Annotated in this window: 22 protein-coding genes and 4 tRNA genes; 25 read left to right on the top strand and 1 reads right to left on the bottom strand. The window is 59.2% G+C overall.

The annotated features are described in order from the left end of the window. Positions 1 to 101 precede the first annotated feature (101 nt). The 11 genes from P0D73_RS24095 (at position 102) to rplL (ending at position 5303) form a co-directional block, all read left to right on the top strand. Positions 102 to 187 (top strand) — tRNA-Tyr (locus tag P0D73_RS24095). Positions 188 to 228: 41 nt separating this feature from the next. Then, positions 229 to 302 (top strand) — tRNA-Gly (locus P0D73_RS24090). Between the two features lie 16 nt (positions 303 to 318). Then, a tRNA-Thr gene (locus tag P0D73_RS24085) sits at positions 319 to 393 on the top strand. A gap of 63 nt (positions 394 to 456) precedes the next feature. Continuing rightward, positions 457 to 1647 carry an elongation factor Tu gene (gene tuf / locus P0D73_RS24080; RefSeq protein ID WP_012434572.1) on the top strand — a complete coding sequence of 397 codons (1191 nt, stop codon included), beginning with the start codon at positions 457 to 459 and terminating at the stop codon, positions 1645 to 1647. Between the two features lie 64 nt (positions 1648 to 1711). After that, a tRNA-Trp gene (locus tag P0D73_RS24075) sits at positions 1712 to 1787 on the top strand. A gap of 36 nt (positions 1788 to 1823) precedes the next feature. After that, positions 1824 to 2204, top strand: coding sequence for a preprotein translocase subunit SecE (gene secE, locus P0D73_RS24070; protein ID WP_132376690.1), 381 nt, complete (start codon positions 1824 to 1826; stop codon positions 2202 to 2204). A 1-nt stretch (position 2205) separates the two neighbouring features. Next, positions 2206 to 2763: a transcription termination/antitermination protein NusG gene (gene nusG / locus P0D73_RS24065; RefSeq protein ID WP_007180147.1), complete on the top strand. Its 558-nt coding sequence runs from the start codon at positions 2206 to 2208 to the stop codon at positions 2761 to 2763. A gap of 165 nt (positions 2764 to 2928) precedes the next feature. Next, positions 2929 to 3360 carry a 50S ribosomal protein L11 gene (rplK, locus tag P0D73_RS24060; protein ID WP_007180146.1) on the top strand — a complete coding sequence of 144 codons (432 nt, stop codon included), beginning with the start codon at positions 2929 to 2931 and terminating at the stop codon, positions 3358 to 3360. After that, entirely contained in the window at positions 3361 to 4059 is a 699-nt protein-coding gene (gene rplA, locus P0D73_RS24055; protein WP_132376691.1) for a 50S ribosomal protein L1, read from the top strand. Positions 4060 to 4361: 302 nt separating this feature from the next. Continuing rightward, on the top strand, positions 4362 to 4865 hold the full coding sequence (gene rplJ, locus P0D73_RS24050; RefSeq protein ID WP_007180144.1) for a 50S ribosomal protein L10: 504 nt from the start codon (positions 4362 to 4364) through the stop codon (positions 4863 to 4865). Between the two features lie 63 nt (positions 4866 to 4928). Continuing rightward, positions 4929 to 5303 (top strand): 50S ribosomal protein L7/L12, encoded by a 375-nt coding sequence (gene rplL, locus P0D73_RS24045; RefSeq protein WP_011490060.1) that lies wholly within the window; start codon positions 4929 to 4931, stop codon positions 5301 to 5303. Between the two features lie 3 nt (positions 5304 to 5306). On the opposite strand, the gene P0D73_RS24040 is transcribed toward rplL, so the two are convergent. Continuing rightward, positions 5307 to 5549 (bottom strand): hypothetical protein, encoded by a 243-nt coding sequence (locus P0D73_RS24040; RefSeq protein WP_132376692.1) that lies wholly within the window; start codon positions 5547 to 5549, stop codon positions 5307 to 5309. Between the two features lie 124 nt (positions 5550 to 5673). On the opposite strand from P0D73_RS24040, the gene rpoB reads away from it, so the two are divergent. From rpoB to rplV, 14 genes are all read left to right on the top strand, one after another. After that, positions 5674 to 9780 (top strand): DNA-directed RNA polymerase subunit beta, encoded by a 4107-nt coding sequence (gene rpoB, locus P0D73_RS24035; protein ID WP_132376693.1) that lies wholly within the window; start codon positions 5674 to 5676, stop codon positions 9778 to 9780. 21 nt (positions 9781 to 9801) lie between these two features. Further along, entirely contained in the window at positions 9802 to 14040 is a 4239-nt protein-coding gene (rpoC, locus tag P0D73_RS24030) for a DNA-directed RNA polymerase subunit beta' (protein WP_132376694.1), read from the top strand. Positions 14041 to 14247: 207 nt separating this feature from the next. Beyond that, positions 14248 to 16095, top strand: a complete 1848-nt coding sequence (gene recQ, locus P0D73_RS24025; protein WP_408179034.1) for a DNA helicase RecQ — start codon at positions 14248 to 14250, stop codon at positions 16093 to 16095. A gap of 221 nt (positions 16096 to 16316) precedes the next feature. Further along, on the top strand, positions 16317 to 16697 hold the full coding sequence (rpsL, locus tag P0D73_RS24020; RefSeq protein ID WP_006998493.1) for a 30S ribosomal protein S12: 381 nt from the start codon (positions 16317 to 16319) through the stop codon (positions 16695 to 16697). Between the two features lie 179 nt (positions 16698 to 16876). Beyond that, the gene (gene rpsG / locus P0D73_RS24015) at positions 16877 to 17347 is read left to right on the top strand and encodes a 30S ribosomal protein S7 (protein ID WP_006053291.1); all 471 of its coding nucleotides are present in this window, start codon (positions 16877 to 16879) and stop codon (positions 17345 to 17347) included. A 134-nt stretch (positions 17348 to 17481) separates the two neighbouring features. Next, the gene (gene fusA / locus P0D73_RS24010; RefSeq protein ID WP_408179035.1) at positions 17482 to 19584 is read left to right on the top strand and encodes an elongation factor G; all 2103 of its coding nucleotides are present in this window, start codon (positions 17482 to 17484) and stop codon (positions 19582 to 19584) included. Positions 19585 to 19631: 47 nt separating this feature from the next. Beyond that, entirely contained in the window at positions 19632 to 20822 is a 1191-nt protein-coding gene (tuf, locus tag P0D73_RS24005) for an elongation factor Tu (RefSeq protein ID WP_012434572.1), read from the top strand. Between the two features lie 130 nt (positions 20823 to 20952). Further along, the gene (gene rpsJ, locus P0D73_RS24000) at positions 20953 to 21264 is read left to right on the top strand and encodes a 30S ribosomal protein S10 (protein WP_006998489.1); all 312 of its coding nucleotides are present in this window, start codon (positions 20953 to 20955) and stop codon (positions 21262 to 21264) included. Between the two features lie 201 nt (positions 21265 to 21465). Then, the gene (gene rplC, locus P0D73_RS23995) at positions 21466 to 22125 is read left to right on the top strand and encodes a 50S ribosomal protein L3 (RefSeq protein WP_007180137.1); all 660 of its coding nucleotides are present in this window, start codon (positions 21466 to 21468) and stop codon (positions 22123 to 22125) included. Continuing rightward, on the top strand, positions 22125 to 22745 hold the full coding sequence (gene rplD / locus P0D73_RS23990; RefSeq protein ID WP_007180136.1) for a 50S ribosomal protein L4: 621 nt from the start codon (positions 22125 to 22127) through the stop codon (positions 22743 to 22745). The genes rplC and rplD overlap by 1 nt, the downstream gene beginning before the upstream one ends. Further along, positions 22742 to 23056, top strand: a complete 315-nt coding sequence (gene rplW, locus P0D73_RS23985; RefSeq protein WP_007180135.1) for a 50S ribosomal protein L23 — start codon at positions 22742 to 22744, stop codon at positions 23054 to 23056. The genes rplD and rplW overlap by 4 nt, the downstream gene beginning before the upstream one ends. A gap of 2 nt (positions 23057 to 23058) precedes the next feature. Continuing rightward, a complete protein-coding gene (gene rplB, locus P0D73_RS23980; protein WP_132376697.1) occupies positions 23059 to 23886 on the top strand; it encodes a 50S ribosomal protein L2 in 828 nt (275 codons plus the stop codon). Positions 23887 to 23896: 10 nt separating this feature from the next. After that, complete coding sequence (gene rpsS, locus P0D73_RS23975) at positions 23897 to 24172, top strand: 30S ribosomal protein S19 (protein ID WP_004199273.1); 276 nt, start codon at positions 23897 to 23899, stop codon at positions 24170 to 24172. 7 nt (positions 24173 to 24179) lie between these two features. After that, positions 24180 to 24512 carry a 50S ribosomal protein L22 gene (rplV, locus tag P0D73_RS23970; RefSeq protein ID WP_007180133.1) on the top strand — a complete coding sequence of 111 codons (333 nt, stop codon included), beginning with the start codon at positions 24180 to 24182 and terminating at the stop codon, positions 24510 to 24512. The last annotated feature ends 4 nt before the right edge of the window (positions 24513 to 24516 follow it).

Raw genomic sequence — 24516 nt, 5'->3', positions numbered from 1 at the left:
GGGAGGCAGCAGTCACTATATAAGTGAGAGCTTTGGGTTTGGTGCAGTCAAGCAAGTCTTGACAACAAGCGGTTGTTCCCCCATAATCATCAGTTCTCTGCGGAGGGGTGCCCGAGTGGCTAAAGGGGGCAGACTGTAAATCTGTTGGCTTACGCCTACGTTGGTTCGAATCCAACCTCCTCCACCAGAATGCAAGTTGTAGCAGTTGTTGGGAATCCATGAATCCTTGCGGGTGTAGCTCAATGGTAGAGCAGAAGCCTTCCAAGCTTACGGCGAGGGTTCGATTCCCTTCACCCGCTCCAGCAACACAGAAGTAGCGCCCATGTGGCTCAGTGGTAGAGCACTCCCTTGGTAAGGGAGAGGTCGGCAGTTCGATCCTGCCCATGGGCACCAGAAGTACTCGGTGATTGTTTGCGCCCGGCGCAACGTACGGAAAAATCCTCTTAGGAGTCGAAAATGGCCAAGGGTAAGTTTGAGCGGACCAAGCCGCACGTGAACGTCGGCACGATCGGTCACGTTGACCACGGCAAGACCACGCTGACGGCAGCGATCACGACGGTTCTGACGCAGAAGTTTGGCGGCGAGGCGAAGGCATACGACCAGATCGATGCGGCGCCGGAAGAAAAGGCACGTGGTATCACGATCAACACGGCACACGTCGAGTACGAAACGGCTAACCGCCACTACGCACACGTCGACTGCCCGGGCCACGCTGACTATGTGAAGAACATGATCACGGGCGCAGCGCAGATGGACGGCGCGATCCTGGTGTGCTCGGCCGCAGACGGCCCGATGCCGCAAACGCGTGAGCACATCCTGCTGGCGCGTCAGGTTGGCGTGCCGTACATCATCGTGTTCCTGAACAAGTGCGACATGGTGGACGACGCTGAGCTGCTGGAACTGGTCGAGATGGAAGTTCGCGAACTTCTGTCGAAGTACGACTTCCCGGGCGACGACACGCCGATCATCAAGGGTTCGGCCAAGCTGGCGCTGGAAGGCGACAAGGGCGAGCTGGGCGAAGTGGCGATCATGAATCTGGCCGACGCGCTGGACACGTACATCCCGACGCCGGAGCGCGCAGTTGACGGCGCGTTCCTGATGCCGGTGGAAGACGTGTTCTCGATCTCGGGTCGCGGCACGGTGGTGACGGGTCGCGTTGAGCGCGGCGTCGTGAAGGTCGGCGAGGAAATCGAAATTGTCGGTATCAAGCCGACGGTGAAGACGACCTGCACGGGCGTGGAAATGTTCCGCAAGCTGCTGGACCAGGGTCAGGCAGGCGACAACGTGGGTATCCTGCTGCGCGGCACGAAGCGTGAAGACGTGGAGCGTGGCCAGGTATTGGCGAAGCCGGGTTCGATCAACCCGCATACGCACTTCACGGCTGAAGTGTATGTGCTGAGCAAGGACGAAGGTGGTCGTCACACGCCGTTCTTCAACAACTATCGTCCGCAGTTCTACTTCCGTACGACGGACGTGACGGGCTCGATCGAGTTGCCGAAGGACAAGGAAATGGTCATGCCGGGCGACAACGTGTCGATCACGGTGAAGCTGATCAACCCGATCGCGATGGAAGAAGGTCTGCGCTTCGCAATCCGCGAAGGCGGCCGTACGGTCGGTGCAGGTGTGGTTGCCAAGATCCTCGAGTAACGCCAGATAGTTCTCGTTGATCGGTAGTTTCGGGGTTGGCGGTGTCGTCAACCCCAAATGGTTTAGGGGTATAGCTCAACTGGCAGAGCGTCGGTCTCCAAAACCGAAGGTTGGGGGTTCGATTCCCTCTGCCCCTGCCAACTCTCGCGCCGTATGTGGCGCTTCGTTAAGGTGTTATGGCGAATCCTTCCGTCGAAACTGTAAATACATCCGGCGACAAGCTGATGCTCGTCGGGGGCGTATTGTTGGTCTTGGCCGGGTTCGTGGGGTTCTTCTGGCTTAGCGGCCAGGAATGGTACGTCCGCGGAGCTGCCTTGGCTGTTGGTGCGATCGCGGGTGTTGCAGTCGGTCTTCTCTCCGCGCCTGGCAAGGGTTTCATCGCTTTCGCCAAAGATTCGTATAAGGAAGTCCGCAAGGTTGTTTGGCCGACTCGCAAAGAGGCTACCCAGACAACGCTCGTAGTGTTCGGCTTCGTGTTCGTCATGGCGATCTTTCTTTGGATTAGTGATAAATCCATCGAATGGGCGATTTTCTCGGTGATTCTGGGTTGGAAATGATATGAGCGATACTCCGGCATCCCCGAGCGGCAAGCGTTGGTACGTCGTGCACGCCTACTCCGGCATGGAGAAGAGCGTGCAACGTGCGCTTCAGGAGCGCATCGAACGTGCTGGCATGCAAGACCAGTTTGGTCAAATCCTTGTTCCGACTGAAGAAGTGGTCGAGGTGAAGGGCGGTCACAAATCGGTGACCGAGCGTCGTTTCTTCCCGGGCTATGTGCTCGTGGAGATGGAAATGACTGACGAGACGTGGCACCTCGTGAAAAATACGGCAAAGGTGACGGGTTTCGTTGGTGGTGCGCGTAATCGTCCGAGTCCGATTTCCCCACGGGAGGTCGAGAAGATCATGTCGCAAATGCAGGAAGGCGTGGAAAAGCCGCGTCCGAAGACCCTGTTCGAAGTCGGCGAGATGGTGCGGGTGAAGGACGGTCCGTTCACGGATTTCAACGGCAGCGTCGAAGAAGTGAACTACGAAAAGTCGCGCGTCCGTGTTTCCGTTACGATTTTCGGCCGCGCAACGCCGGTCGAGCTGGAATTCGGCCAGGTCGAAAAGCTGTAATCCAAAATTCTACGGAGCGCACCAGTCGGTGCGTTTCGTATTTCGCGCTTACGGTCCGCGTAATGGCCGTTGAGGAGCGTAAGTACCCAGTTTTTCGGCGAACGCGCGCTACTACTCACTGAACTCCCGCATGTACCCATGCGGTGTTCCAAAGAGGTTTTCAACATGGCAAAGAAAATCATCGGCTTTATCAAGCTGCAGATTCCTGCAGGTAAAGCCAATCCGTCGCCGCCGGTTGGTCCGGCACTGGGTCAACGCGGCCTGAACATCATGGAGTTCTGCAAGGCGTTCAACGCGCAGACTCAAGCGCTGGAACCGGGTCTGCCGATTCCGGTCGTGATCACCGCGTTTGCGGACAAGAGCTTCACGTTCGTTCTGAAGACGCCGCCGGCTACGGTTCTGATCAAGAAGGCAGCGAAGATCGACAAGGGTTCGAGCAAGCCGCATACCGACAAGGTCGGCAAGATCACCCGCGCTCAAGCTGAAGACATCGCCAAGACCAAGATGCCCGATCTGACGGCAGCTGATCTGGACGCAGCGGTTCGTACGATCGCTGGTAGCGCCCGCTCGATGGGCATCACCGTGGAGGGCGTGTAAATGGCTAAGCTTTCAAAGCGTCTGCAAGCATTTGCAGCCAAGGTCGATCGTCAAAAGCTGTACGCAATCGATGAAGCGCTGTCGCTCGTGAAGGAATGCGCAAGCGCGAAGTTCGACGAGTCGATCGACGTTGCAGTGCAACTCGGCATCGACGCGAAGAAGTCGGACCAAGTGGTTCGTGGCTCGGTCGTTCTGCCGGCAGGTACCGGTAAGTCGGTCCGCGTCGCCGTGTTCGCACAAGGCGAAAAGGCTGAACAGGCCCGTGCAGCCGGCGCGGAAGTCGTCGGTATGGAAGACCTGGCTGAACAAGTCAAGGCTGGCAAGCTGGACTTCGACATCGTGATCGCTTCGCCGGATACGATGCGCGTCGTCGGTACGCTCGGTCAGATCCTCGGCCCGCGCGGCTTGATGCCGAACCCGAAGGTCGGTACGGTTACGCCGGACGTCGCGACCGCGGTCAAGAACGCCAAGGCTGGTCAGGTGCAATTCCGTGTCGACAAGGCCGGTATCATCCACGCCACTATCGGCCGTGCTTCGTTCGAGCCGACGGCTCTGCGTAGCAACCTGAACGCTCTCGTCGACGCGCTGCAAAAAGCGAAACCGGCAACGAGCAAGGGTATCTACCTGCGCAAGGTTGCGCTGTCGAGCACGATGGGTGTCGGCGTTCGCGTCGACCAGGCATCGCTGGCAGCACAGTAAGAAAATTCATCGCCTCGGCGAAAGTCGGGGCGGTTTTATGGGCTTTGGGCGGTTGTGAAATGGCAGTTTGCATGGCACAGCCGGTTGTCAAAGACCGTTGGCGGGCACGCAGCAGGTGGGCGAGTCCTTAATGCAAAGCCAACGCAGATGGCGAACCCGAAAAGGTTTTGTAGTGATGAAGCCGGTCGATCTCCGCAGCAATGCGGGTGTCGGGCGGTCGAAATACTCCTGACTGGTCGGACGCCGTTATTGAACGCGATACACAAGGCGCACGCCGCGTGTATCGAATCTGGAGGTTAACCGTGCCACTCAACAAAGAAAGCAAGCAGGCCGTCGTCGCTGAGGTTGCCGCGCAAGTCGCGAAAGCCCAGACCGTGGTTCTGGCTGAGTATCGTGGAATCGCGGTTGGCGATCTGACCAAGCTGCGCGCGAAAGCGCGTGAGCAACAGGTTTACCTTCGCGTGTTGAAAAACACGTTGGCGCGTCGCGCTGTCGAAGGTACCCCGTTTGCTCCGCTGGCAGAGCAGATGACTGGTCCCCTGATCTACGGCATCTCGGAAGATGCAATTGCTGCTGCTAAGGTCGTCAACGACTTCGGCAAAACCAATGACAAGTTGATCATCAAGGCTGGTTCCTACGAAGGCAAGGTGATGGACAAGGCTGGCGTGCAAGCGCTGGCAAACATCCCGAGCCGCGAAGAACTGCTCTCCAAGCTGTTGTACGTTATGCAGGCACCTGTTTCCGGCTTTGCGCGCGCTCTGGCCGCGCTGGCAGAAAAGAAACAAGGCGAAGAAACCGCTGCGTAATGCACTTCAGTCGAGCGTGATTGATCGCTGGCTGTATCCGAATTCAATTTAGGAGTATTTCAAATGGCAATCGCAAAAGAAGACATCCTCGAGGCAGTAAGCTCGATGTCGGTTCTGGAACTGAACGAACTGGTCAAGGCGTTCGAAGAAAAGTTTGGCGTGTCGGCAGCTGCTGTTGCAGTGGCAGGCCCGGCAGGCGGCGGCGCTGCTGCTGCTGCTGAAGAGCAAACCGAATTCACGGTCAACCTGACGGAAGTCGGCGCGAACAAGGTTTCGGTCATTAAGGCTGTTCGTGAACTGACGGGTCTTGGCCTGAAGGAAGCGAAAGACCTGGTCGACGGCGCACCGAAGCCTGTTAAGGAATCGGTACCGAAGGCTGCTGCTGAAGAAGCCAAGAAGAAGCTGGAAGAAGCCGGCGCGAAGGCTGAAATCAAGTAAGTTTCAGCGCGCTGTGCGAAGGCTGGCGGTTTTCCACCGCCGGCCTTTTTGTGCTTTGTGGGGACTACGTTTTTGCCAGCTAATTTCGGCAAGAACAGACGCCCCAGAAGCCAAAGAAAACCGCCTTTCGGCAACATTGACCGGCGTTTCTCTTTGTCTTCTGAAGCGACTGCAGAAGGCAAGTTTGGTCGGGTAGCGGGCAACATAGGCATCCGCTGCCGTCAGCCAGCGGTTGGTAGCGGCCAACCACCAAGCTTCTAGGCTCGTTCAAGCCATCGGACGGCCATCGGGTCTCAGTCGGTGAACACTCGGGTTGTCTCATCAAGGTATCCTGCCTCGACAACAATGCCCGCCGTGATTCGGAGATCGTATGCAATATTCCTTCACCGAGAAGAAGCGTATTCGCAAGAGTTTTGCGAAGCGCCCCATCGTTCACCAAGTACCTTTCCTGCTGGCTACCCAGCTTGAATCATTCAGCACGTTTCTGCAAGCAGACACGTCGTCCACGCAACGCAAGCCGGAAGGCCTGCAAGCTGCGTTTACCTCCGTTTTTCCGATTGTTTCGCATAACGGGTTCGCTCGTCTAGAGTTCGTCAGCTACATGCTGTCGCCGCCGGCATTCAACATCAAGGAATGTCAGCAGCGCGGTTTGACGTACTGCTCGGCCCTGCGCGCGAAAGTGCGTCTGGTGCTGCTCGACAAGGAATCGCCGAGCAAGCCGGTCGTCAAGGAAGTGAAGGAACAGGAAGTGTACATGGGCGAAATTCCGCTCATGACGCCGACAGGTTCGTTCGTCATCAACGGCACGGAACGTGTGATCGTTTCGCAGTTGCACCGTTCGCCGGGCGTGTTCTTCGAACACGACAAGGGCAAGACGCACAGCTCGGGCAAGCTCCTGTTCTCGGCACGTATCATTCCTTACCGCGGTTCGTGGCTCGATTTCGAGTTCGACCCGAAGGACGTGCTGTACTTCCGCGTCGACCGTCGCCGCAAGATGCCGGTCACGATCCTGCTGAAGGCAATCGGCCTCACGCCGGAACAGATCCTCGCAAACTTCTTCGTGTTCGACAATTTCACGCTGATGCCGGAAGGCGCGCAGATGGAATTCGTGCCGGAGCGTCTGCGTGGCGAAGTCGCGCGTTTCGACATCACGGACCGTGATGGCAACGTGATCGTCCAGAAGGACAAGCGGATCAACGCGAAGCACATTCGCGACCTCGACAACGCCAAGACCAAGTTCATCTCGGTCCCGGAAGACTATCTGCTCGGCCGCGTGCTGGCGAAGAACGTCGTCGACGGCGACACCGGTGAAGTCATCGCCAACGCGAACGACGAAATCACGGAAACCGTCCTCGAGAAGCTGCGCGAGTCGAAGATCAAAGACATCCAGACGCTCTACACGAACGATCTGGATCAAGGTCCGTACATTTCGTCGACGCTGCGTATCGACGAAACCGCGGACAAGATGGCCGCGCGCATCGCGATCTACCGCATGATGCGTCCGGGCGAACCGCCGACCGAAGAAGCGGTCGAGGCGCTGTTCAACCGTCTGTTCTACAGCGAAGACGCATACGACCTGTCCAAGGTGGGTCGTATGAAGTTCAATCGTCGTGTTGGCCGCGACGAAATCGTCGGCCCGATGACGCTGCAAGACGACGACATCCTCGCCACGATCAAGATCCTGGTCGAGCTGCGTAACGGCAAGGGCGAAGTGGACGACATCGACCACTTGGGCAATCGTCGTGTGCGTTGCGTCGGCGAACTGGCGGAAAACCAGTTCCGCGCAGGTCTCGTGCGTGTCGAACGTGCTGTGAAGGAACGCCTCGGCCAGGCCGAAAGCGAAAACCTGATGCCGCACGACCTGATCAACTCGAAGCCGATTTCGTCGGCGATTCGCGAGTTCTTCGGTTCGTCGCAGCTGTCGCAGTTCATGGACCAAACGAACCCGCTGTCGGAAATCACCCACAAGCGCCGTGTTTCGGCTCTTGGCCCGGGCGGTTTGACGCGTGAGCGCGCTGGGTTTGAAGTCCGCGACGTGCACCCGACTCACTACGGTCGCGTTTGCCCGATTGAAACGCCGGAAGGTCCGAACATCGGCCTGATCAACTCGCTCGCTCTGTATGCGCACCTGAACGAATACGGCTTCCTCGAAACGCCGTATCGCAAGGTTGTGGACAGCAAGGTGACCGATCAGATCGACTACCTGTCGGCGATCGAAGAAGGCCGTTACGTGATCGCTCAGGCGAACGCGGCGGTTGCTGCTGACGGCTCGCTGACCGACGAACTGGTGTCGTCGCGTGAAGCAGGCGAAACGCTGATGGTCACGCCGGACCGCATCCAGTACATGGACGTGGCGCCGTCGCAGATCGTGTCGGTGGCAGCATCGCTGATTCCGTTCCTCGAGCACGATGACGCGAACCGCGCATTGATGGGTTCGAACATGCAGCGTCAGGCTGTGCCGTGTCTGCGTCCTGAAAAGGCCGTGGTCGGTACGGGTATCGAGCGCACGGTGGCAGTCGACTCGGGTACGACGGTTCAGGCATTCCGCGGCGGTGTGGTCGATTACGTCGACGCAGGCCGTATGGTGATCCGCGTGAACGACGATGAAGCCGTTGCTGGCGACGTTGGCGTGGACATCTACAACCTGATCAAGTACACGCGTTCGAACCAGAACACGAACATCAACCAGCGCCCGATCGTGAAGGTCGGCGACATCGTGTCGCGTGGCGACGTGCTGGCTGACGGTGCATCGACCGACCTCGGCGAACTGGCTCTCGGCCAGAACATGCTGGTCGCGTTCATGCCGTGGAACGGCTACAACTTCGAAGACTCGATTTTGATCTCGGAGAAGGTGGTTGCTGACGACCGTTACACGTCGATCCACATCGAAGAACTGAACGTCGTTGCTCGCGATACGAAGCTCGGACCGGAAGAAATCACGCGCGACATCTCGAACCTGGCTGAAGTGCAACTCGGCCGCCTCGACGAGTCGGGCATCGTCTACATCGGCGCTGAAGTAGAAGCAGGCGACGTGCTGGTCGGCAAGGTCACGCCTAAGGGCGAAACCCAGCTGACGCCGGAAGAAAAGCTGCTGCGCGCGATCTTCGGCGAGAAGGCTTCGGACGTGAAGGACACGTCGCTGCGCGTGCCGTCGGGCATGAGCGGCACGGTGATCGACGTCCAAGTGTTCACGCGTGAAGGCATTCAGCGCGACAAGCGTGCGCAACAGATCATCGACGATGAACTGAAGCGCTATCGCCTCGACCTGAACGACCAGCTGCGTATCGTGGAAGGCGACGCCTTCCAGCGTCTCGCACGTATGCTGACCGGCAAGGTCGCGAACGGCGGTCCGAAGAAGCTCGCGAAGGGCACGAAGATCGAACAGGCTTACCTGGAAGATCTGGATCACTACCACTGGTTCGACATCCGCCTCGCGGACGAAGAAGCAGCGGCCCAGCTCGAAGCTATCAAGGACTCGATCGAACAGAAGCGTCACCAGTTCGATCTGGCGTTCGAAGAAAAACGCAAGAAGCTCACGCAAGGCGACGAACTGCCGCCGGGCGTGTTGAAGATGGTCAAGGTTTACCTGGCAGTCAAGCGCCGCCTGCAGCCTGGCGACAAGATGGCCGGCCGTCACGGTAACAAGGGTGTGGTGTCCAAGATCGTTCCGATCGAAGACATGCCGTACATGGCCGACGGCCGTCCGGCTGACGTCGTTCTGAACCCGCTCGGCGTGCCGTCGCGGATGAACGTGGGTCAGGTTCTCGAAGTGCATCTGGGTTGGGCCGCGAAGGGTCTCGGCTGGCGTATCGGCGAAATGCTGCAGCGTCAGGCGAAGATCGAAGAACTGCGCGAATTCCTGACGAAGATCTACAACGAGTCGGGCCGCGCCGAAGAGCTGGACAGCTTCACGGACGACGAGATCGTCGAACTGGCGAAGAACCTGCGCGAAGGCGTGCCGTTTGCCACGCCGGTGTTCGACGGTGCGACGGAAGAAGAAATGTCGCGCGCGCTGGATCTGGCATTCCCGGACGACATCGCGAAGAACCTCGGCATGACGCCGTCGAAGAATCAGGTGCGTCTGTACGACGGCCGCACGGGCGAGATGTTCGAACGTACGGTGACGGTCGGCTACATGCACTACCTGAAGCTGCACCACTTGGTCGACGACAAGATGCACGCGCGTTCCACGGGCCCGTACTCGCTCGTGACGCAGCAGCCGTTGGGCGGTAAGGCGCAGTTCGGTGGCCAGCGTTTCGGTGAAATGGAAGTGTGGGCGCTCGAAGCGTACGGCGCATCGTACGTGCTGCAGGAAATGCTGACGGTGAAGTCGGACGACGTGACAGGCCGGACCAAGGTTTATGAAAACCTGGTCAAGGGCGATCACGTGATCGACGCCGGCATGCCGGAATCCTTCAACGTGTTGGTGAAGGAAATCCGCTCGCTCGGTATCGACATCGACCTCGACCGCAACTAATCGGACTACGGAGAGAAAGCAATGAAAGCTCTGCTCGATCTATTCAAGCAAGTCCAACAGCCTGAAGTTTTTGACGCGATCAAGATCGGTCTGGCTTCGCCGGACAAGATCCGTTCGTGGTCGTTCGGTGAAGTCAAGAAGCCGGAAACCATCAACTACCGGACGTTCAAGCCGGAACGCGATGGTTTGTTCTGCGCGAAGATCTTCGGGCCGATCAAAGACTACGAATGCCTGTGCGGCAAGTACAAGCGCCTGAAGCACCGTGGCGTGATCTGCGAGAAGTGCGGCGTCGAAGTGACGCTGGCGAAGGTGCGTCGCGAACGGATGGGCCACATTGAACTGGCCTCGCCGGTTGCGCACATCTGGTTCCTGAAGTCGCTGCCGTCGCGTCTGGGCATGGTGCTCGACATGACGCTGCGCGACATCGAACGCGTGCTGTACTTCGAAGCATATGTGGTGATCGATCCGGGCATGACGCCGCTGAAAGCGCGGCAGATCATGACGGAAGAGGATTACTACAACAAGGTCGAAGAGTACGGTGACGAATTCCGCGCTGAAATGGGCGCGGAAGGCGTGCGCGAACTGCTGCGCGCGATCAACATCGACGAACAGGTCGAGATGCTGCGCACCGAACTTAAGAACACGGGTTCGGAAGCGAAGATCAAGAAGTACGCGAAGCGCCTGAAGGTGCTCGAGGCTTTCCAGCGTTCGGGCATCAAGCCTGACTGGATGGTGCTCGAAGTGCTGCCGGTGCTGCCGCCGGAACTGCGTCCGCTGGTGCCGTTGGACGGCGGCCGTTTCGCGACGTCGGACCTGAACGACCTGTATCGCCGCGTGATCAACCGTAACAACCGGTTGAAGCGTCTGCTCGAACTGAAGGCGCCTGAAATCATCGTCCGCAACGAAAAGCGGATGCTGCAGGAAGCCGTCGATTCGCTGCTCGACAACGGTCGTCGCGGTAAGGCCATGACCGGCGCGAACAAGCGTCCGCTGAAGTCGCTCGCTGACATGATCAAGGGTAAGGGCGGTCGTTTCCGTCAGAACTTGCTCGGTAAGCGCGTTGACTACTCGGGCCGTTCAGTGATCGTGGTCGGCCCGACGCTCAAGCTGCATCAGTGCGGTCTGCCGAAGCTGATGGCGCTCGAACTGTTCAAGCCGTTCATCTTCAACAAGCTGGAAGTGATGGGTGTCGCTACCACCATCAAGGCTGCGAAGAAGGAAGTCGAGAACCAGACGCCGGTGGTGTGGGACATTCTCGAAGAAGTCATTCGCGAACATCCGGTCATGCTGAACCGTGCGCCGACGCTGCACCGTCTTGGCATTCAGGCTTTCGAGCCGGTGCTGATCGAAGGTAAGGCAATCCAGCTGCACCCGCTCGTTTGCGCGGCGTTCAACGCCGACTTCGACGGTGACCAGATGGCTGTTCACGTGCCGCTGTCGCTGGAAGCGCAGATGGAAGCGCGCACGCTGATGCTGGCGTCGAACAACGTCCTGTTCCCGGCTAACGGCGATCCGTCGATCGTGCCGTCGCAGGATATCGTGCTCGGTTTGTACTACGCGACTCGTGAAGCAGTGAACGGCAAGGGCGAAGGCCTGACGTTCACGGGCGTCTCGGAAGCGCTGCGTGCGTACGAAAACAAGGAAGTCGAGCTCGCCTCGCGCGTCAACGTGCGGATCACCGAAATGGTCCATAACGAAGACAAGTCGGAAGGTGCGCCGGCGTTCGTGCCGAAGATCACGCTGTACCCGACCACCGTCGGCCGCGCAATCCTGTCGGAAATTCTTCCGCCGGGCCTGCCGTTCTCGGTGCTCAACAAGCCGCTGAAGAAGAAGGAAATCTCGCGCCTCATCAACACCGCATTCCGCAAGTGCGGTCTGCGCGAAACGGTGATTTTCGCCGACCAGTTGATGCAGTCGGGTTTCCGTCTGGCAACGCGCGCTGGTATCTCGATCTGCGTCGACGACATGCTCGTGCCGCCGCAGAAGGAAACCATCGTCGGCGACGCCGCGAAGAAGGTGAAGGAATACGACCGTCAGTACATGTCGGGCCTCGTCACGTCGCAAGAGCGCTACAACAACGTGGTCGACATCTGGTCGGCAACGTCGGAAGCAGTCGGCAAGGCGATGATGGAGCAGCTGTCGACGGAACCGGTCACGGATCGCGACGGCAACGAAACGCGTCAGGAATCGTTCAACTCGATTTACATGATGGCGGACTCCGGTGCTCGTGGTTCCGCGGTTCAGATTCGTCAGCTGGCCGGTATGCGTGGCCTGATGGCGAAGCCGGACGGCTCGATCATCGAGACGCCGATTACGGCGAACTTCCGTGAAGGCCTGAACGTGTTGCAGTACTTCATCTCGACCCACGGCGCACGTAAGGGTCTGGCTGATACGGCACTGAAGACGGCAAACTCGGGTTACCTGACGCGTCGTCTCGTCGACGTGACGCAAGACTTGGTGGTGGTCGAGGACGATTGCGGTACGTCCAACGGTGTCGCCATGAAGGCGTTGGTCGAAGGCGGTGAAGTCGTCGAAGCGCTGCGTGACCGTATTTTGGGTCGCGTGACGGTGGCTGACGTCGTCAATCCGGAATCGCAGGAAACGCTGTACGAAACGGGCACGTTGCTCGACGAAGACGCGGTCGAAGAAATCGAACGCCTCGGCATCGACGAAGTGCGCGTGCGTACGCCGCTGACTTGCGAAACGCGTTACGGTCTGTGCGCAGCCTGCTACGGCCGCGACCTGGGCCGCGGCTCGTCGGTCAACGTTGGTGAAGCAGTCGGCGTGATCGCTGCGCAGTCGATCGGTGAACCGGGCACGCAGCTCACGATGCGTACGTTCCACATCGGTGGCGCGGCATCGCGTGCGGCAGTGGCTTCGTCGGTTGAAGCGAAGTCGAACGGCACGGTGCGTTTCACGGCAACGATGCGTTACGTCACCAACGCGAAGGGCGAGCAGATCGTCATCTCGCGTTCGGGCGAAGCGATGATCACCGACGACCACGGTCGCGAGCGCGAACGTCACAAGGTGCCGTACGGCGCGACGCTGTTGCAACTGGACGGCGCGCAGATCAAGGCCGGCACGCAACTGGCGACGTGGGATCCGATGACGCGTCCGATCATCACCGAGTACGGTGGTACGGTGAAGTTCGAAAACGTCGAAGAAGGCGTGACGGTTGCCAAGCAGATCGACGACGTGACGGGTCTGTCCACGCTGGTCGTGATCGACGTGAAGCGTCGTGGTTCGCAAGCGTCGAAGACGGTGCGTCCGCAGGTTAAGCTGCTCGATGCGAACGGCGAAGAAGTCAAGATCCCGAACACCGAGCACTCGGTGCAGATCGGCTTCCAGGTCGGCGCTCTGATCACCGTGAAGGACGGTCAGCAAGTGCAGGTCGGTGAAGTGCTCGCACGTATCCCGACTGAATCGCAGAAGACGCGTGACATTACCGGCGGTCTGCCACGTGTGGCGGAACTGTTCGAAGCACGTTCGCCGAAGGACGCAGGTATCCTGGCGGAAGTCACGGGTACGACGTCGTTCGGTAAGGACACGAAGGGCAAGCAGCGTCTCGTTATCACGGACCTCGAGGGCAACCAGCACGAGTTCCTGATCGCGAAGGAAAAGCAGGTTCTGGTGCACGATGGTCAAGTCGTCAACAAGGGCGAAATGATCGTCGACGGGCCGGCGGATCCGCACGACATTCTGCGTTTGCAGGGCGTCGAAGCGCTGTCGCGTTACATCGTGGACGAAGTGCAGGACGTGTACCGTCTGCAAGGCGTGAAGATCAACGACAAGCACATTGAAGTGATTGTTCGTCAGATGCTGCGCCGCGTGCAGATTACGGACAACGGCGATACGCGTTTCATCCCGGGCGAACAGGTCGAGCGGTCGGATATGCTCGACGAGAACGACCGTATGATCGCGGAAGACAAGCGTCCGGCAACTTACGAAAACGTCTTGCTCGGTATCACGAAGGCCTCGTTGTCGACCGATTCGTTCATCTCGGCGGCGTCGTTCCAGGAAACGACCCGCGTGCTGACCGAAGCGGCGATCATGGGCAAGCGCGACGACCTGCGTGGTCTGAAGGAAAACGTGATCGTCGGCCGTCTGATTCCGGCCGGTACGGGTCTCGCGTTCCACAAGGCACGCAAGAGCAAGGAACTGTCCGACCGCGAGCGTTTCGATCAGATCGCAGCGGAAGAGTCGTTCGAATTCGGTACGCCGGAAACCCCGGCCGCCGAACAGCAGCACTCAGGCGAGTAAGTCCTGGCGGCGCAAGCCGCTTGGGGCTGACCAGCCAGCGAAGCCGCTCAGTTTCGACTGAGCGGCTTTTTTTTATGCGCTTTTCTTTTTTTGCGTTTCTTTGCGGATTCGTAGGCCAAACGGCTAACGCTGCATCAAAGCGCGGGCGCAGCACGAATGCGTTGGTAAAATTCGTGTCACCGGCATCACGCTGCTTCTCTCAAATTCATGTCCCGTCCCCTCGAAATCCTCAACGAAGTCTTCGGTTACCCCGCGTTCAGAGGACAGCAGGGTGAAATTGTCGAGCACGTCGCCGGCGGCGGCGATTGTCTCGTGCTGATGCCGACGGGCGGCGGCAAGTCCCTCTGCTATCAGATTCCGTCGCTGGTGCGCCGCGAAGGCGGTTTCGGCACGGGCATCGTCGTCTCTCCGCTGATCGCGTTGATGCAGGATCAGGTGGCCGCGCTCACCGAAGTGGGCGTACGCGCGGCGTATCTGAATTCGACGCTGTCGAGCGCCGAGGCGATGGCAACGGAGCGCGCGTTGCGCGACGGTGATATTGATCTGCTCTACGTGGCGCCGGAGAGGTTGATGACGCCCCGTTTTCAGGAACTGCTGGAGCGCACGCGCATTGGCTTGTTCGCCATCGACGAGGCCCATTGCGTGTCGCAATGGGGGCACGATTTCCGGCCGGAATACATTCAGCTATCTGTGCTGCACGAGCGCTTTCCGAACGTGCCGCGAATCGCGCTCACGGCCACCGCGGATGCCATCACGCGCGATGAGATCATCCACCGCCTCGCGTTGGATGACGCGCGCATTTTCGTGTCGAGCTTCGACCGGCCGAACATCCGCTATCGCATCGTCGAAAAAGACAACGCGCGTACGCAATTGCTGGACTTCATCCGCGCCGAGCATTCGAAGCCGGACGGCACGACCGACGCCGGCGTGGTCTATTGCTTGTCGCGTCGCAAGGTCGAAGAGACGGCGGAGTGGCTGAAGGAAAAAGGCATGCGCGCGCTGCCGTACCACGCCGGGATGGAGTTCGAAATCCGCCAGAAGCATCAGGAGATGTTTCAGCGCGAGGAAGGGATCGTGATGTGCGCGACGATCGCGTTCGGCATGGGCATCGACAAACCGGACGTACGCTTCGTCGCTCACCTCGACTTGCCGAAGAGCGTCGAGGGCTATTACCAGGAAACGGGCCGCGCGGGCCGCGACGGCATGCCGGCCAACGCGTGGATGGCGTACGGTCTCGGCGACGTCGTGCAGCAGCGCAAGATGATCGACGAATCCGATGCCGACGACGCGCACAAACGCGTACAAACGGGCAAGCTGGATGCGCTGCTGGGACTGTGCGAAGCGGCGACCTGCCGGCGTGTGCGACTGCTCGCGTATTTCGGCGAATCGAGCAAACCTTGCGGCAACTGTGACAACTGCATTGAACCGCCGGACACATGGGATGCGACGCGCGAGGCGCAGATGGCGCTATCGTGCGTGTTCCGCGCCCAGCGGGCGAGCGGCTTTCATTTCGGCGCCGGCCATCTGATCGACATTCTGCGTGGCAACAGCAGCGAGAAAATCGTGCAGCGCGGTCACGAGAAACTGACTACGTTCGGCATTGGCTCGGCGCTAGGCGAGCCGGAGTGGCGCGCGGTATTTCGCCAACTGGTCGCATTCGGCTATCTAACGGTCGACCACGAAGGCTTCGGCTCACTGGTCCTGACCGAGGCAAGCAAGCCGGTCCTCAAGGGCGGGCAGAACGTCACGATGCGCCGTTATGTGAAGCCGACGCGCACGCGTCAATCGTCCGGCCGCACCAGCGAGCGCGCCGACCCGACGATCGGCATGGGCCCGCGTGAACGCGCGCGCTGGGAGCGTCTGCGCGCGTGGCGCACGGAAACGGCCAAGAGCGACGGCGTGCCGGCATATGTGATTTTCCACGACGCCACCTTGGCGGAAATTGCTCGCAACGGCCCTGACTCGATCGAGGATTTGCGCGGCATTCCGGGTATGGGCGCGCGCAAACTTGACCGTTTCGGCGACGAATTGCTGGAAGTCGTCGCCGCCGACTGAGCGCTCAGCGAGTGCCTGAGCGGGTCGGCAGGGATGCGAAACATCGCAACCTGTTGACTCCCTTAGTATTTTCGGAATATTATGCTAGGTTCCGGTTCTTGGAATGCCTGCGCGCGAAGTCGATTCGTACGCCGACTACCGGTCCGGAAGTTCGATGCGCAATCGTTTCTGCTTTGCCCGGAAACAGATGCGTCGATTTTGTTCAATTTCAGGAATAAACAATGCCAACCATCAATCAACTGGTTCGCAAAGGCCGCGCGTCGGAAACGACGAAGAGCAAGAGCCCGGCTTTGCAGGACTGCCCCCAGCGTCGCGGCGTATGCACCCGTGTGTACACCACGACGCCGAAGAAGCCGAACTCGGCACTCCGTAAGGTTGCGAAGGTGCGCCTGACGAACGGCTTCGAAGTGATTTCGTACATCGGTGGTGAAGGCCACAACCTGCAGGAACACTCGGTCGTGCTGATTCGCGGCGGCCGTGTCAAGGACTTGCCGGGTGTGCGTTACCACATGGTTCGCGGCTCGCTGGATACCCAGGGCGTCAAGGATCGTAAGCAGGCTCGCTCGAAGTACGGTGCGAAGCGTGCCAAGGCTGGCAAGTAACTAGCCGGTCAGTAGTTTCAGGTCGCCTGCAAGGGCGGTAATAGCGGTGGTGCCGGAATCGCCGGCGCTGTCGAGTAAGTGGTCACCCGACCAGGCTGGTAAGTCGTTAGAGATGAATCGGGTTAGTTGGTGGCCGCGGGGCTAAAAATAGCTCCAACTGAAAAGTTAAAGGAAGAAACATGCCGCGTCGTCGCGAAGTCCCCAAGCGGGAAGTGTTGCCGGATCCGAAGTTCGGTAACGTTGATGTAGCTAAGTTCATGAACGTGCTGATGCTCTCTGGCAAGAAGTCGGTTGCCGAGCGTATCGTGTACGGCGCTTTCGAACAGATCCAGACCAAGGGTGGCAAGGACCCGCTGGAAGTGTTCACGGTAGCGCTCAACAACGTCAAGCCGGTGGTCGAAGTGAAGAGCCGCCGCGTTGGTGGTGCGAACTATCAGGTTCCGGTCGAAGTGCGCCCGTCGCGTCGTATGGCATTGGCGATGCGTTGGCTGCGTGAAGCCGCGAAGAAGCGCAGCGAGAAGTCGATGGCCCTGCGTCTGGCAGGTGAACTCTCCGAAGCGGCCGAAGGCCGTGGCGGCGCAATGAAGAAGCGCGACGAAGTTCACCGGATGGCAGAAGCCAACAAGGCGTTCTCGCACTTCCGTTTCTAAGCTTCCCGAACCCGGGTTTAGCAGAAAAAACGGAAAGAAATTCCGGGCGGGTGCGCTTACAAAGCGCCTCGCCCGTTTGTGTTACAGCGCGATGGGCATTTTCTCGCATCGCGTCATCCCAATAGAGGATCAAAGTGGCTCGCAAGACACCTATCGAGCGCTACCGTAACATCGGTATTAGCGCTCACATCGACGCCGGCAAAACGACGACGACCGAGCGCATCTTGTTCTACACCGGCGTGAACCACAAGATTGGTGAAGTTCACGACGGCGCTGCCACCATGGACTGGATGGAGCAGGAGCAGGAACGCGGCATCACGATCACGTCCGCTGCTACCACGGCGTTCTGGAAAGGCATGGCCGGCGACCGCGCTGAGCACCGCATCAACATCATCGACACCCCGGGCCACGTCGACTTCACGATTGAAGTTGAGCGCTCGATGCGCGTGCTCGACGGCGCGTGCATGGTCTACTGCGCTGTGGGCGGCGTTCAGCCCCAGTCGGAAACCGTGTGGCGTCAGGCTAACAAGTACAAGGTTCCCCGTCTCGCGTTCATCAACAAGATGGACCGTACCGGCGCGAACTTCTTCAAGGTTTACGACCAGCTCAAGCTGCGTCTGAAGGCGAACCCGGTTCCGGTCGTGGTGCCTATCGGCGCGGAAGAAAACTTCACGGGCGTCGTCGATCTGCTGAAGATGAAAGCGATCATTTGGGACGACGCGTCGCAAGGCACGAAGTTCTCGTACGAAGAGATCCCGGCGGAATTGCTCGATTCGTGCAACGAGTGGCGCGAAAAGATGGTCGAAGCGGCTGCTGAGTCGAGCGAAGACCTGATGAACAAGTACCTCGAAGAGGGCGAGCTGACGGAAGCGGAAATCGTTAAGGGTCTGCGCGACCGTACGATCGCTTGCGAAATCCAGCCGATGCTGTGCGGTACCGCGTTCAAGAACAAGGGCGTGCAACGTATGCTGGACGCCGTGCTCGACTTCCTGCCGTCGCCGGTCGACATCCCGCCGGTTACCGGCGAGCTGGAAAACGGTGAAAAGGGCGAGCGCCGCGCTGCCGACGACGAAAAGTTCTCGGCACTGGCATTCAAGATCATGACCGACCCGTTCGTCGGCCAGCTGATCTTCTTCCGCGTGTACTCGGGCGTTGTGAATTCCGGTGACACCGTGCTGAACGCGACCAAGGACAAGAAGGAACGTCTGGGTCGTATTCTGCAGATGCACGCGAACCAGCGCGAAGAAATCAAGGAAGTCCGCGCAGGCGACATCGCTGCCGCGGTCGGCCTGAAAGACGCAACGACCGGCGACACGCTGTGCGATCCGCAAAGCCCGATCGTGCTCGAACGCATGATTTTCCCGGAGCCGGTGATTTCGCAGGCTGTTGAGCCGAAGACGAAGCCTGACCAGGAAAAGATGGGTCTGGCGCTGAACCGTCTGGCACAGGAAGATCCGTCGTTCCGCGTTCAAACGGACGAAGAATCGGGCCAAACCATTATTTCGGGCATGGGCGAGCTTCACCTGGAAATTCTGGTTGACCGCATGAAGCGCGAATTCGGCGTGGAAGCGACCGTCGGCAAGCCGCAGGTTGCTTACCGCGAAACGATTCGCGGCAAGGCGGAAGACGTTGACGGCAAGTTCGTCAAGCAGTCGGGTGGTCGCGGCCAGTACGGTCACGCGGTCATCACGCTCGAGCCGAATGAGCAAGGCAAGGGCTACGAGTTCCTCGACGAGATCAAGGGCGGCGTGATTCCGCGCGAATACATCCCGGCGGTGGACAAGGGTATCCAGGAAACGCTGAAGGCAGGCGTGCTGGCAGGCTTCCCGGTCGTCGACGTCAAGGTTCACCTGACGTTCGGTTCGTACCATGACGTTGACTCGAACGAAAATGCGTTCCGCATGGCCGGTTCGATGGCGTTCAAGGAAGCAATGCGCAAGGCTCAACCGGTCATCCTCGAGCCGATGATGGCTGTGGAAGTCGAAACGCCTGAAGATTACATGGGCAACGTGATGGGCGACCTGTCGGGTCGTCGCGGTATCGTTCAGGGCATGGACGACATGGTTGGCGGCGGCAAGATCGTTCGCGCCGAAGTCCCGCTGTCGGAAATGTTCGGCTACTCGACGTCGCTGCGTTCGCTGACCCAAGGTCGTGCAACGTACACGATGGAGTTCAAGCACTACTCCGAAGCACCGCGTAACGTGTCCGAAGCGATCATCAACGCGAAGTCGAAGTAATCGCGCGGCAAGTCATTCAACGATTAACTTTTTGAAAGAAGAGAAACATGGCTAAAGGTAAATTCGAACGGACCAAGCCGCACGTGAACGTCGGCACGATCGGTCACGTTGACCACGGCAAGACCACGCTGACGGCAGCGATCACGACGGTTCTGACGCAGAAGTTTGGCGGCGAAGCGAAGGCGTACGACCAGATCGATGCGGCGCCGGAAGAAAAGGCGCGTGGCATCACGATCAACACGGCACACGTCGAGTACGAAACGGCTAACCGCCACTACGCACACGTCGACTGCCCGGGCCACGCTGACTATGTGAAGAACATGATCACGGGCGCAGCGCAGATGGACGGCGCGATCCTGGTGTGCTCGGCCGCAGACGGCCCGATGCCGCAAACGCGTGAGCACATCCTGCTGGCGCGTCAGGTTGGCGTTCCGTACATCATCGTGTTCCTGAACAAGTGCGACATGGTGGACGACGCTGAGCTGCTGGAACTGGTCGAGATGGAAGTTCGCGAACTTCTGTCGAAGTACGACTTCCCGGGCGACGACACGCCGATCATCAAGGGTTCGGCCAAGCTGGCGCTGGAAGGCGACAAGGGCGAGCTGGGCGAAGTGGCGATCATGAATCTGGCCGACGCGCTGGACACGTACATCCCGACGCCGGAGCGCGCAGTTGACGGCGCGTTCCTGATGCCGGTGGAAGACGTGTTCTCGATCTCGGGTCGCGGCACGGTGGTGACGGGTCGCGTTGAGCGCGGCGTCGTGAAGGTCGGCGAGGAAATCGAAATTGTCGGTATCAAGCCGACGGTGAAGACGACCTGCACGGGCGTGGAAATGTTCCGCAAGCTGCTGGACCAGGGTCAGGCGGGCGACAACGTGGGTATCCTGCTGCGCGGCACGAAGCGTGAAGACGTGGAGCGTGGCCAGGTGCTGGCGAAGCCGGGTTCGATCAACCCGCATACGCACTTCACGGCTGAAGTGTATGTGCTGAGCAAGGACGAAGGTGGCCGTCACACGCCGTTCTTCAACAACTATCGTCCGCAGTTCTACTTCCGTACGACGGACGTGACGGGCTCGATCGAGTTGCCGAAGGACAAGGAAATGGTCATGCCGGGCGACAACGTGTCGATCACGGTGAAGCTGATCAACCCGATCGCGATGGAAGAAGGTCTGCGTTTCGCAATCCGCGAAGGCGGCCGTACGGTCGGCGCAGGTGTGGTTGCCAAGATTCTCGAGTAAAATCGCGGATTGACGTATTTGCTGTAAGTGGTGCCCGGAGCCGGGCGCCGGCCCTCAGCGGGCGCCCGGCTCTACGTTCTTTTATTGTCTGGCGGTGCAATACCGCCTCGCTCTTTTCCAAGGAATTGTCATGCAGAACCAGAAAATCCGCATTCGCCTGAAGGCTTTCGACTATCGTCTGATCGATCAATCGGCAGCTGAAATCGTCGACACGGCAAAGCGGACTGGCGCAATCGTTCGTGGTCCGGTGCCCCTGCCGACCCGCATTCAACGCTTCGACATCCTGCGTTCGCCGCACGTCAACAAGACCTCGCGCGATCAGCTCGAAATCCGTACGCACCAACGTCTGATGGACATCGTCGATCCGACGGACAAGACCGTTGACGCACTGATGAAGCTCGATCTGCCGGCTGGCGTGGACGTGGAAATCAAGCTGCAATAAGGCTTCCAGCGGTTATCCGGTCCGCCGGACATCGCTAAGTCATTGATTGCTTGCGGAAAACGAAAAGCCTCGCTATAATGCAAGGCTTTTCGCGCATTGGCGCAAAAAAGTCGGTGTGCTGCAGCATGAATTCATGCCCGAAACGGCACCGGCATTTTGTAAATTAGCCCCGACCAATCGCAGTCGGGAATGGAGAAAACGATGAGCCTTGGACTCGTAGGTCGCAAGGTTGGCATGACCCGTATCTTCACGGCAGAAGGGGATTCGATTCCCGTTACCGTGCTGGACGTGTCCGACAACCGCGTGACGCAGATCAAGACTGTTGAAACCGACGGCTACACGGCCGTGCAGGTTGCATTCGGTACGCGCCGTGCATCGCGTGTGACGAAGCCGTTGGCCGGTCATCTCGCCAAAGCCGGTGTTCAAGCCGGTGAAATCCTCAAAGAATTCCAGATCGATGCTGCCAAGGCTGCCGAGTTGTCGAACGGCACCGTGGTCGGCCCCGACCTGTTCGAAGTAGGCCAGAAGGTCGACGTGCAAGGCGTGTCGATTGGTAAGGGCTACGCCGGTACCATCAAGCGTTACAACTTCGCATCTGGCCGTGCATCGCACGGTAACTCGCGCTCGCACAACGTGCCGGGCTCGATCGGTATGGCGCAGGATCCGGGTCGTGTTTTCCCGGGTAAGCGCATGACCGGTCACATGGGTGACGATACGGTAACCGTGCAAAACCTCGAAATCGCTCGTATCGACGCTGACCGCAAGCTGTTGCTGGTCAAGGGCGCCGTTCCGGGTGCGAAGGGTGGCAAGGTATTCGTTACGCCGGCCGTGAAGACGCGTGCCGTGAAAGGAGCGAAATAATGGAACTTAAGCTCCTGAATGCCAATGGTCAGGAAGGTGCAGGCGTTAGCGCGTCGGACGTCGTGTTCGGCCGCGATTACAACGAAGCCCTGATTCACCAGGTAGTGGTTGCGTACCAGGCGAATGCCCGTAGCGGCAACCGCGCGCAGAAGGATCGTGAGCAAGTCAAGCACACGACCAAGAAGCCGTGGCGCCAGAAGGGTACGGGCCGTGCCCGTGCCGGTATGTCGTCGAGCCCGTTGTGGCGCGGCGGTGGCCGGATCTTCCCGAATTCGCCGGAAGAAAACTTTTCGCACAAGGTCAACAAGAAGATGCATCGCGCAGGTCTCTGCTCGATCTTCTCGCAGCTGGCCCGCGAAGGCCGCATCTCGGTGGTCGACGAGCTGACGCTCGAAGCGCCGAAGACGAAGCTGCTGGCCGAAAAATTCAAGGCGATGGGTCTCGACTCCGTGCTGGTGATTACCGACACGGTTGACGAAAACCTGTACCTCGCGTCGCGCAACCTCGCCCATGTGGCAGTTGTCGAGCCGCGTTACGCCGACCCGCTGTCGCTGATCTACTTCAAGAAGATCCTGATCACGAAGGCTGCGGTCGCCCAGATCGAGGAGTTGCTGTCATGAGCGAGATTCGCAAGAACGATCATCGTTTGATGCAGGTCCTGCTCGCGCCGGTGATCTCCGAAAAGGCGACGCTGGTGGCCGACAAGAACGAGCAAGTCGTGTTCGAAGTCGCGCCCGATGCCACGAAGCAGGAAGTGAAAGCTGCGGTCGAGCTGCTGTTCAAGGTGGAAGTCAATTCCGTCAACGTGCTGGTCTCGAAGGGCAAAGCCAAGCGCTTTGGCCGTTTCATGGGCAAGCGCAAGGACGTGAAGAAGGCGTACGTCTGTCTGAAGCCCGGCCAGGAAATCAACTTTGAAGCGGAGGCCAAGTAATCATGGCAATCGTTAAAGTTAAGCCGACTTCGCCGGGCCGCCGTGCGATGGTCAAGGTGGTCAACAAGGATCTGCATAAGGGCAAGCCGTACGCACCGCTGCTCGACTCGCAATCCACGACCGCCGGCCGTAACAACAACGGTCACATCACCACCCGTCATAAGGGCGGTGGTCATAAGCATCACTATCGTGTCGTCGACTTCCGTCGCAACAAGGACGGCATTCCGGCAAAGGTCGAACGTCTTGAGTACGATCCGAACCGTAGCGCGAACATCGCGCTGGTTCTGTACGCAGACGGCGAGCGCAAGTACATCATCGCTCCGAAGGGTGTGACGGTTGGCCAGCAGCTGATGTCGGGTTCGGAAGCTCCGATCCGCGCAGGCAACACGCTGCCGATCCGCAACATTCCGGTCGGTACGACGATTCACTGCATCGAAATGCTGCCGGGCAAGGGCGCGCAAATGGCGCGTTCGGCTGGCACGTCGGCGATGCTGCTGGCTCGTGAAGGCATCTACGCACAGGTCCGCCTGCGCTCGGGTGAAATCCGCCGCGTTCACGTTGAATGCCGCGCGACGATTGGTGAAGTTGGCAACGAGGAGCACAGCCTCCGTCAAATCGGTAAGGCTGGCGCGAACCGCTGGCGCGGTATCCGCCCGACGGTGCGTGGCGTTGCAATGAACCCGGTCGATCACCCGCACGGTGGTGGTGAAGGCAAGACGGCTGCAGGTCGCGATCCGGTGAGCCCGTGGGGCACGCCTGCTAAGGGTTATCGCACCCGCAGCAACAAGCGCACGACGAGCATGATCGTCCAGCGCCGTCACAAGCGTTAAGGAGTAGGCAATGGCACGTTCTGTAAAAAAAGGTCCGTTCTGCGACGCCCATTTGCTGAAGAAAGTTGAGGCGGCAGCAGCTTCGCGGGATAAGAAGCCGATCAAAACCTGGTCGCGTCGCTCGACGATCCTCCCGGATTTCATCGGTCTGACGATCGCCGTTCACAACGGCCGTCAACACGTTCCGGTGTACATCTCGGAAAACATGGTCGGCCACAAGCTTGGCGAGTTCGCACTGACCCGTACGTTCAAGGGTCATGCAGCCGACAAGAAGGCTAAGAAATAAGGGGCTCATGATGGAAGTGAAAGCAATTCATCGCGGTGCCCGCATCTCGGCGCAGAAAACGCGCCTTGTGGCTGACCAGATCCGCGGTTTGCCGGTCGACAAGGCGCTGAACGTTCTGACGTTTTCGCCGAAGAAGGCTGCGGGAATCGTGAAAAAGGTCGTGCTGTCGGCGATCGCGAATGCGGAGCATAACGAAGGCGCCGATATCGATGAGCTCAAGATCACGAGCATCTACATCGACAAGGCTGCGTCGCTCAAGCGTTTTACCGCGCGCGCTAAAGGCCGCGGTAACCGCATCGAGAAGCAATCCTGTCACATCACTGTGACGGTCGGGAATTAAGGGG

The sequence above is a fragment of the Paraburkholderia sp. RL18-101-BIB-B genome (genome assembly GCF_046026985.1).
Lineage (GTDB): Bacteria > Pseudomonadota > Gammaproteobacteria > Burkholderiales > Burkholderiaceae > Paraburkholderia.
Note: the sequence above shows the minus strand (reverse complement) of the source record. Positions and strands in the feature narration are given on the sequence as shown.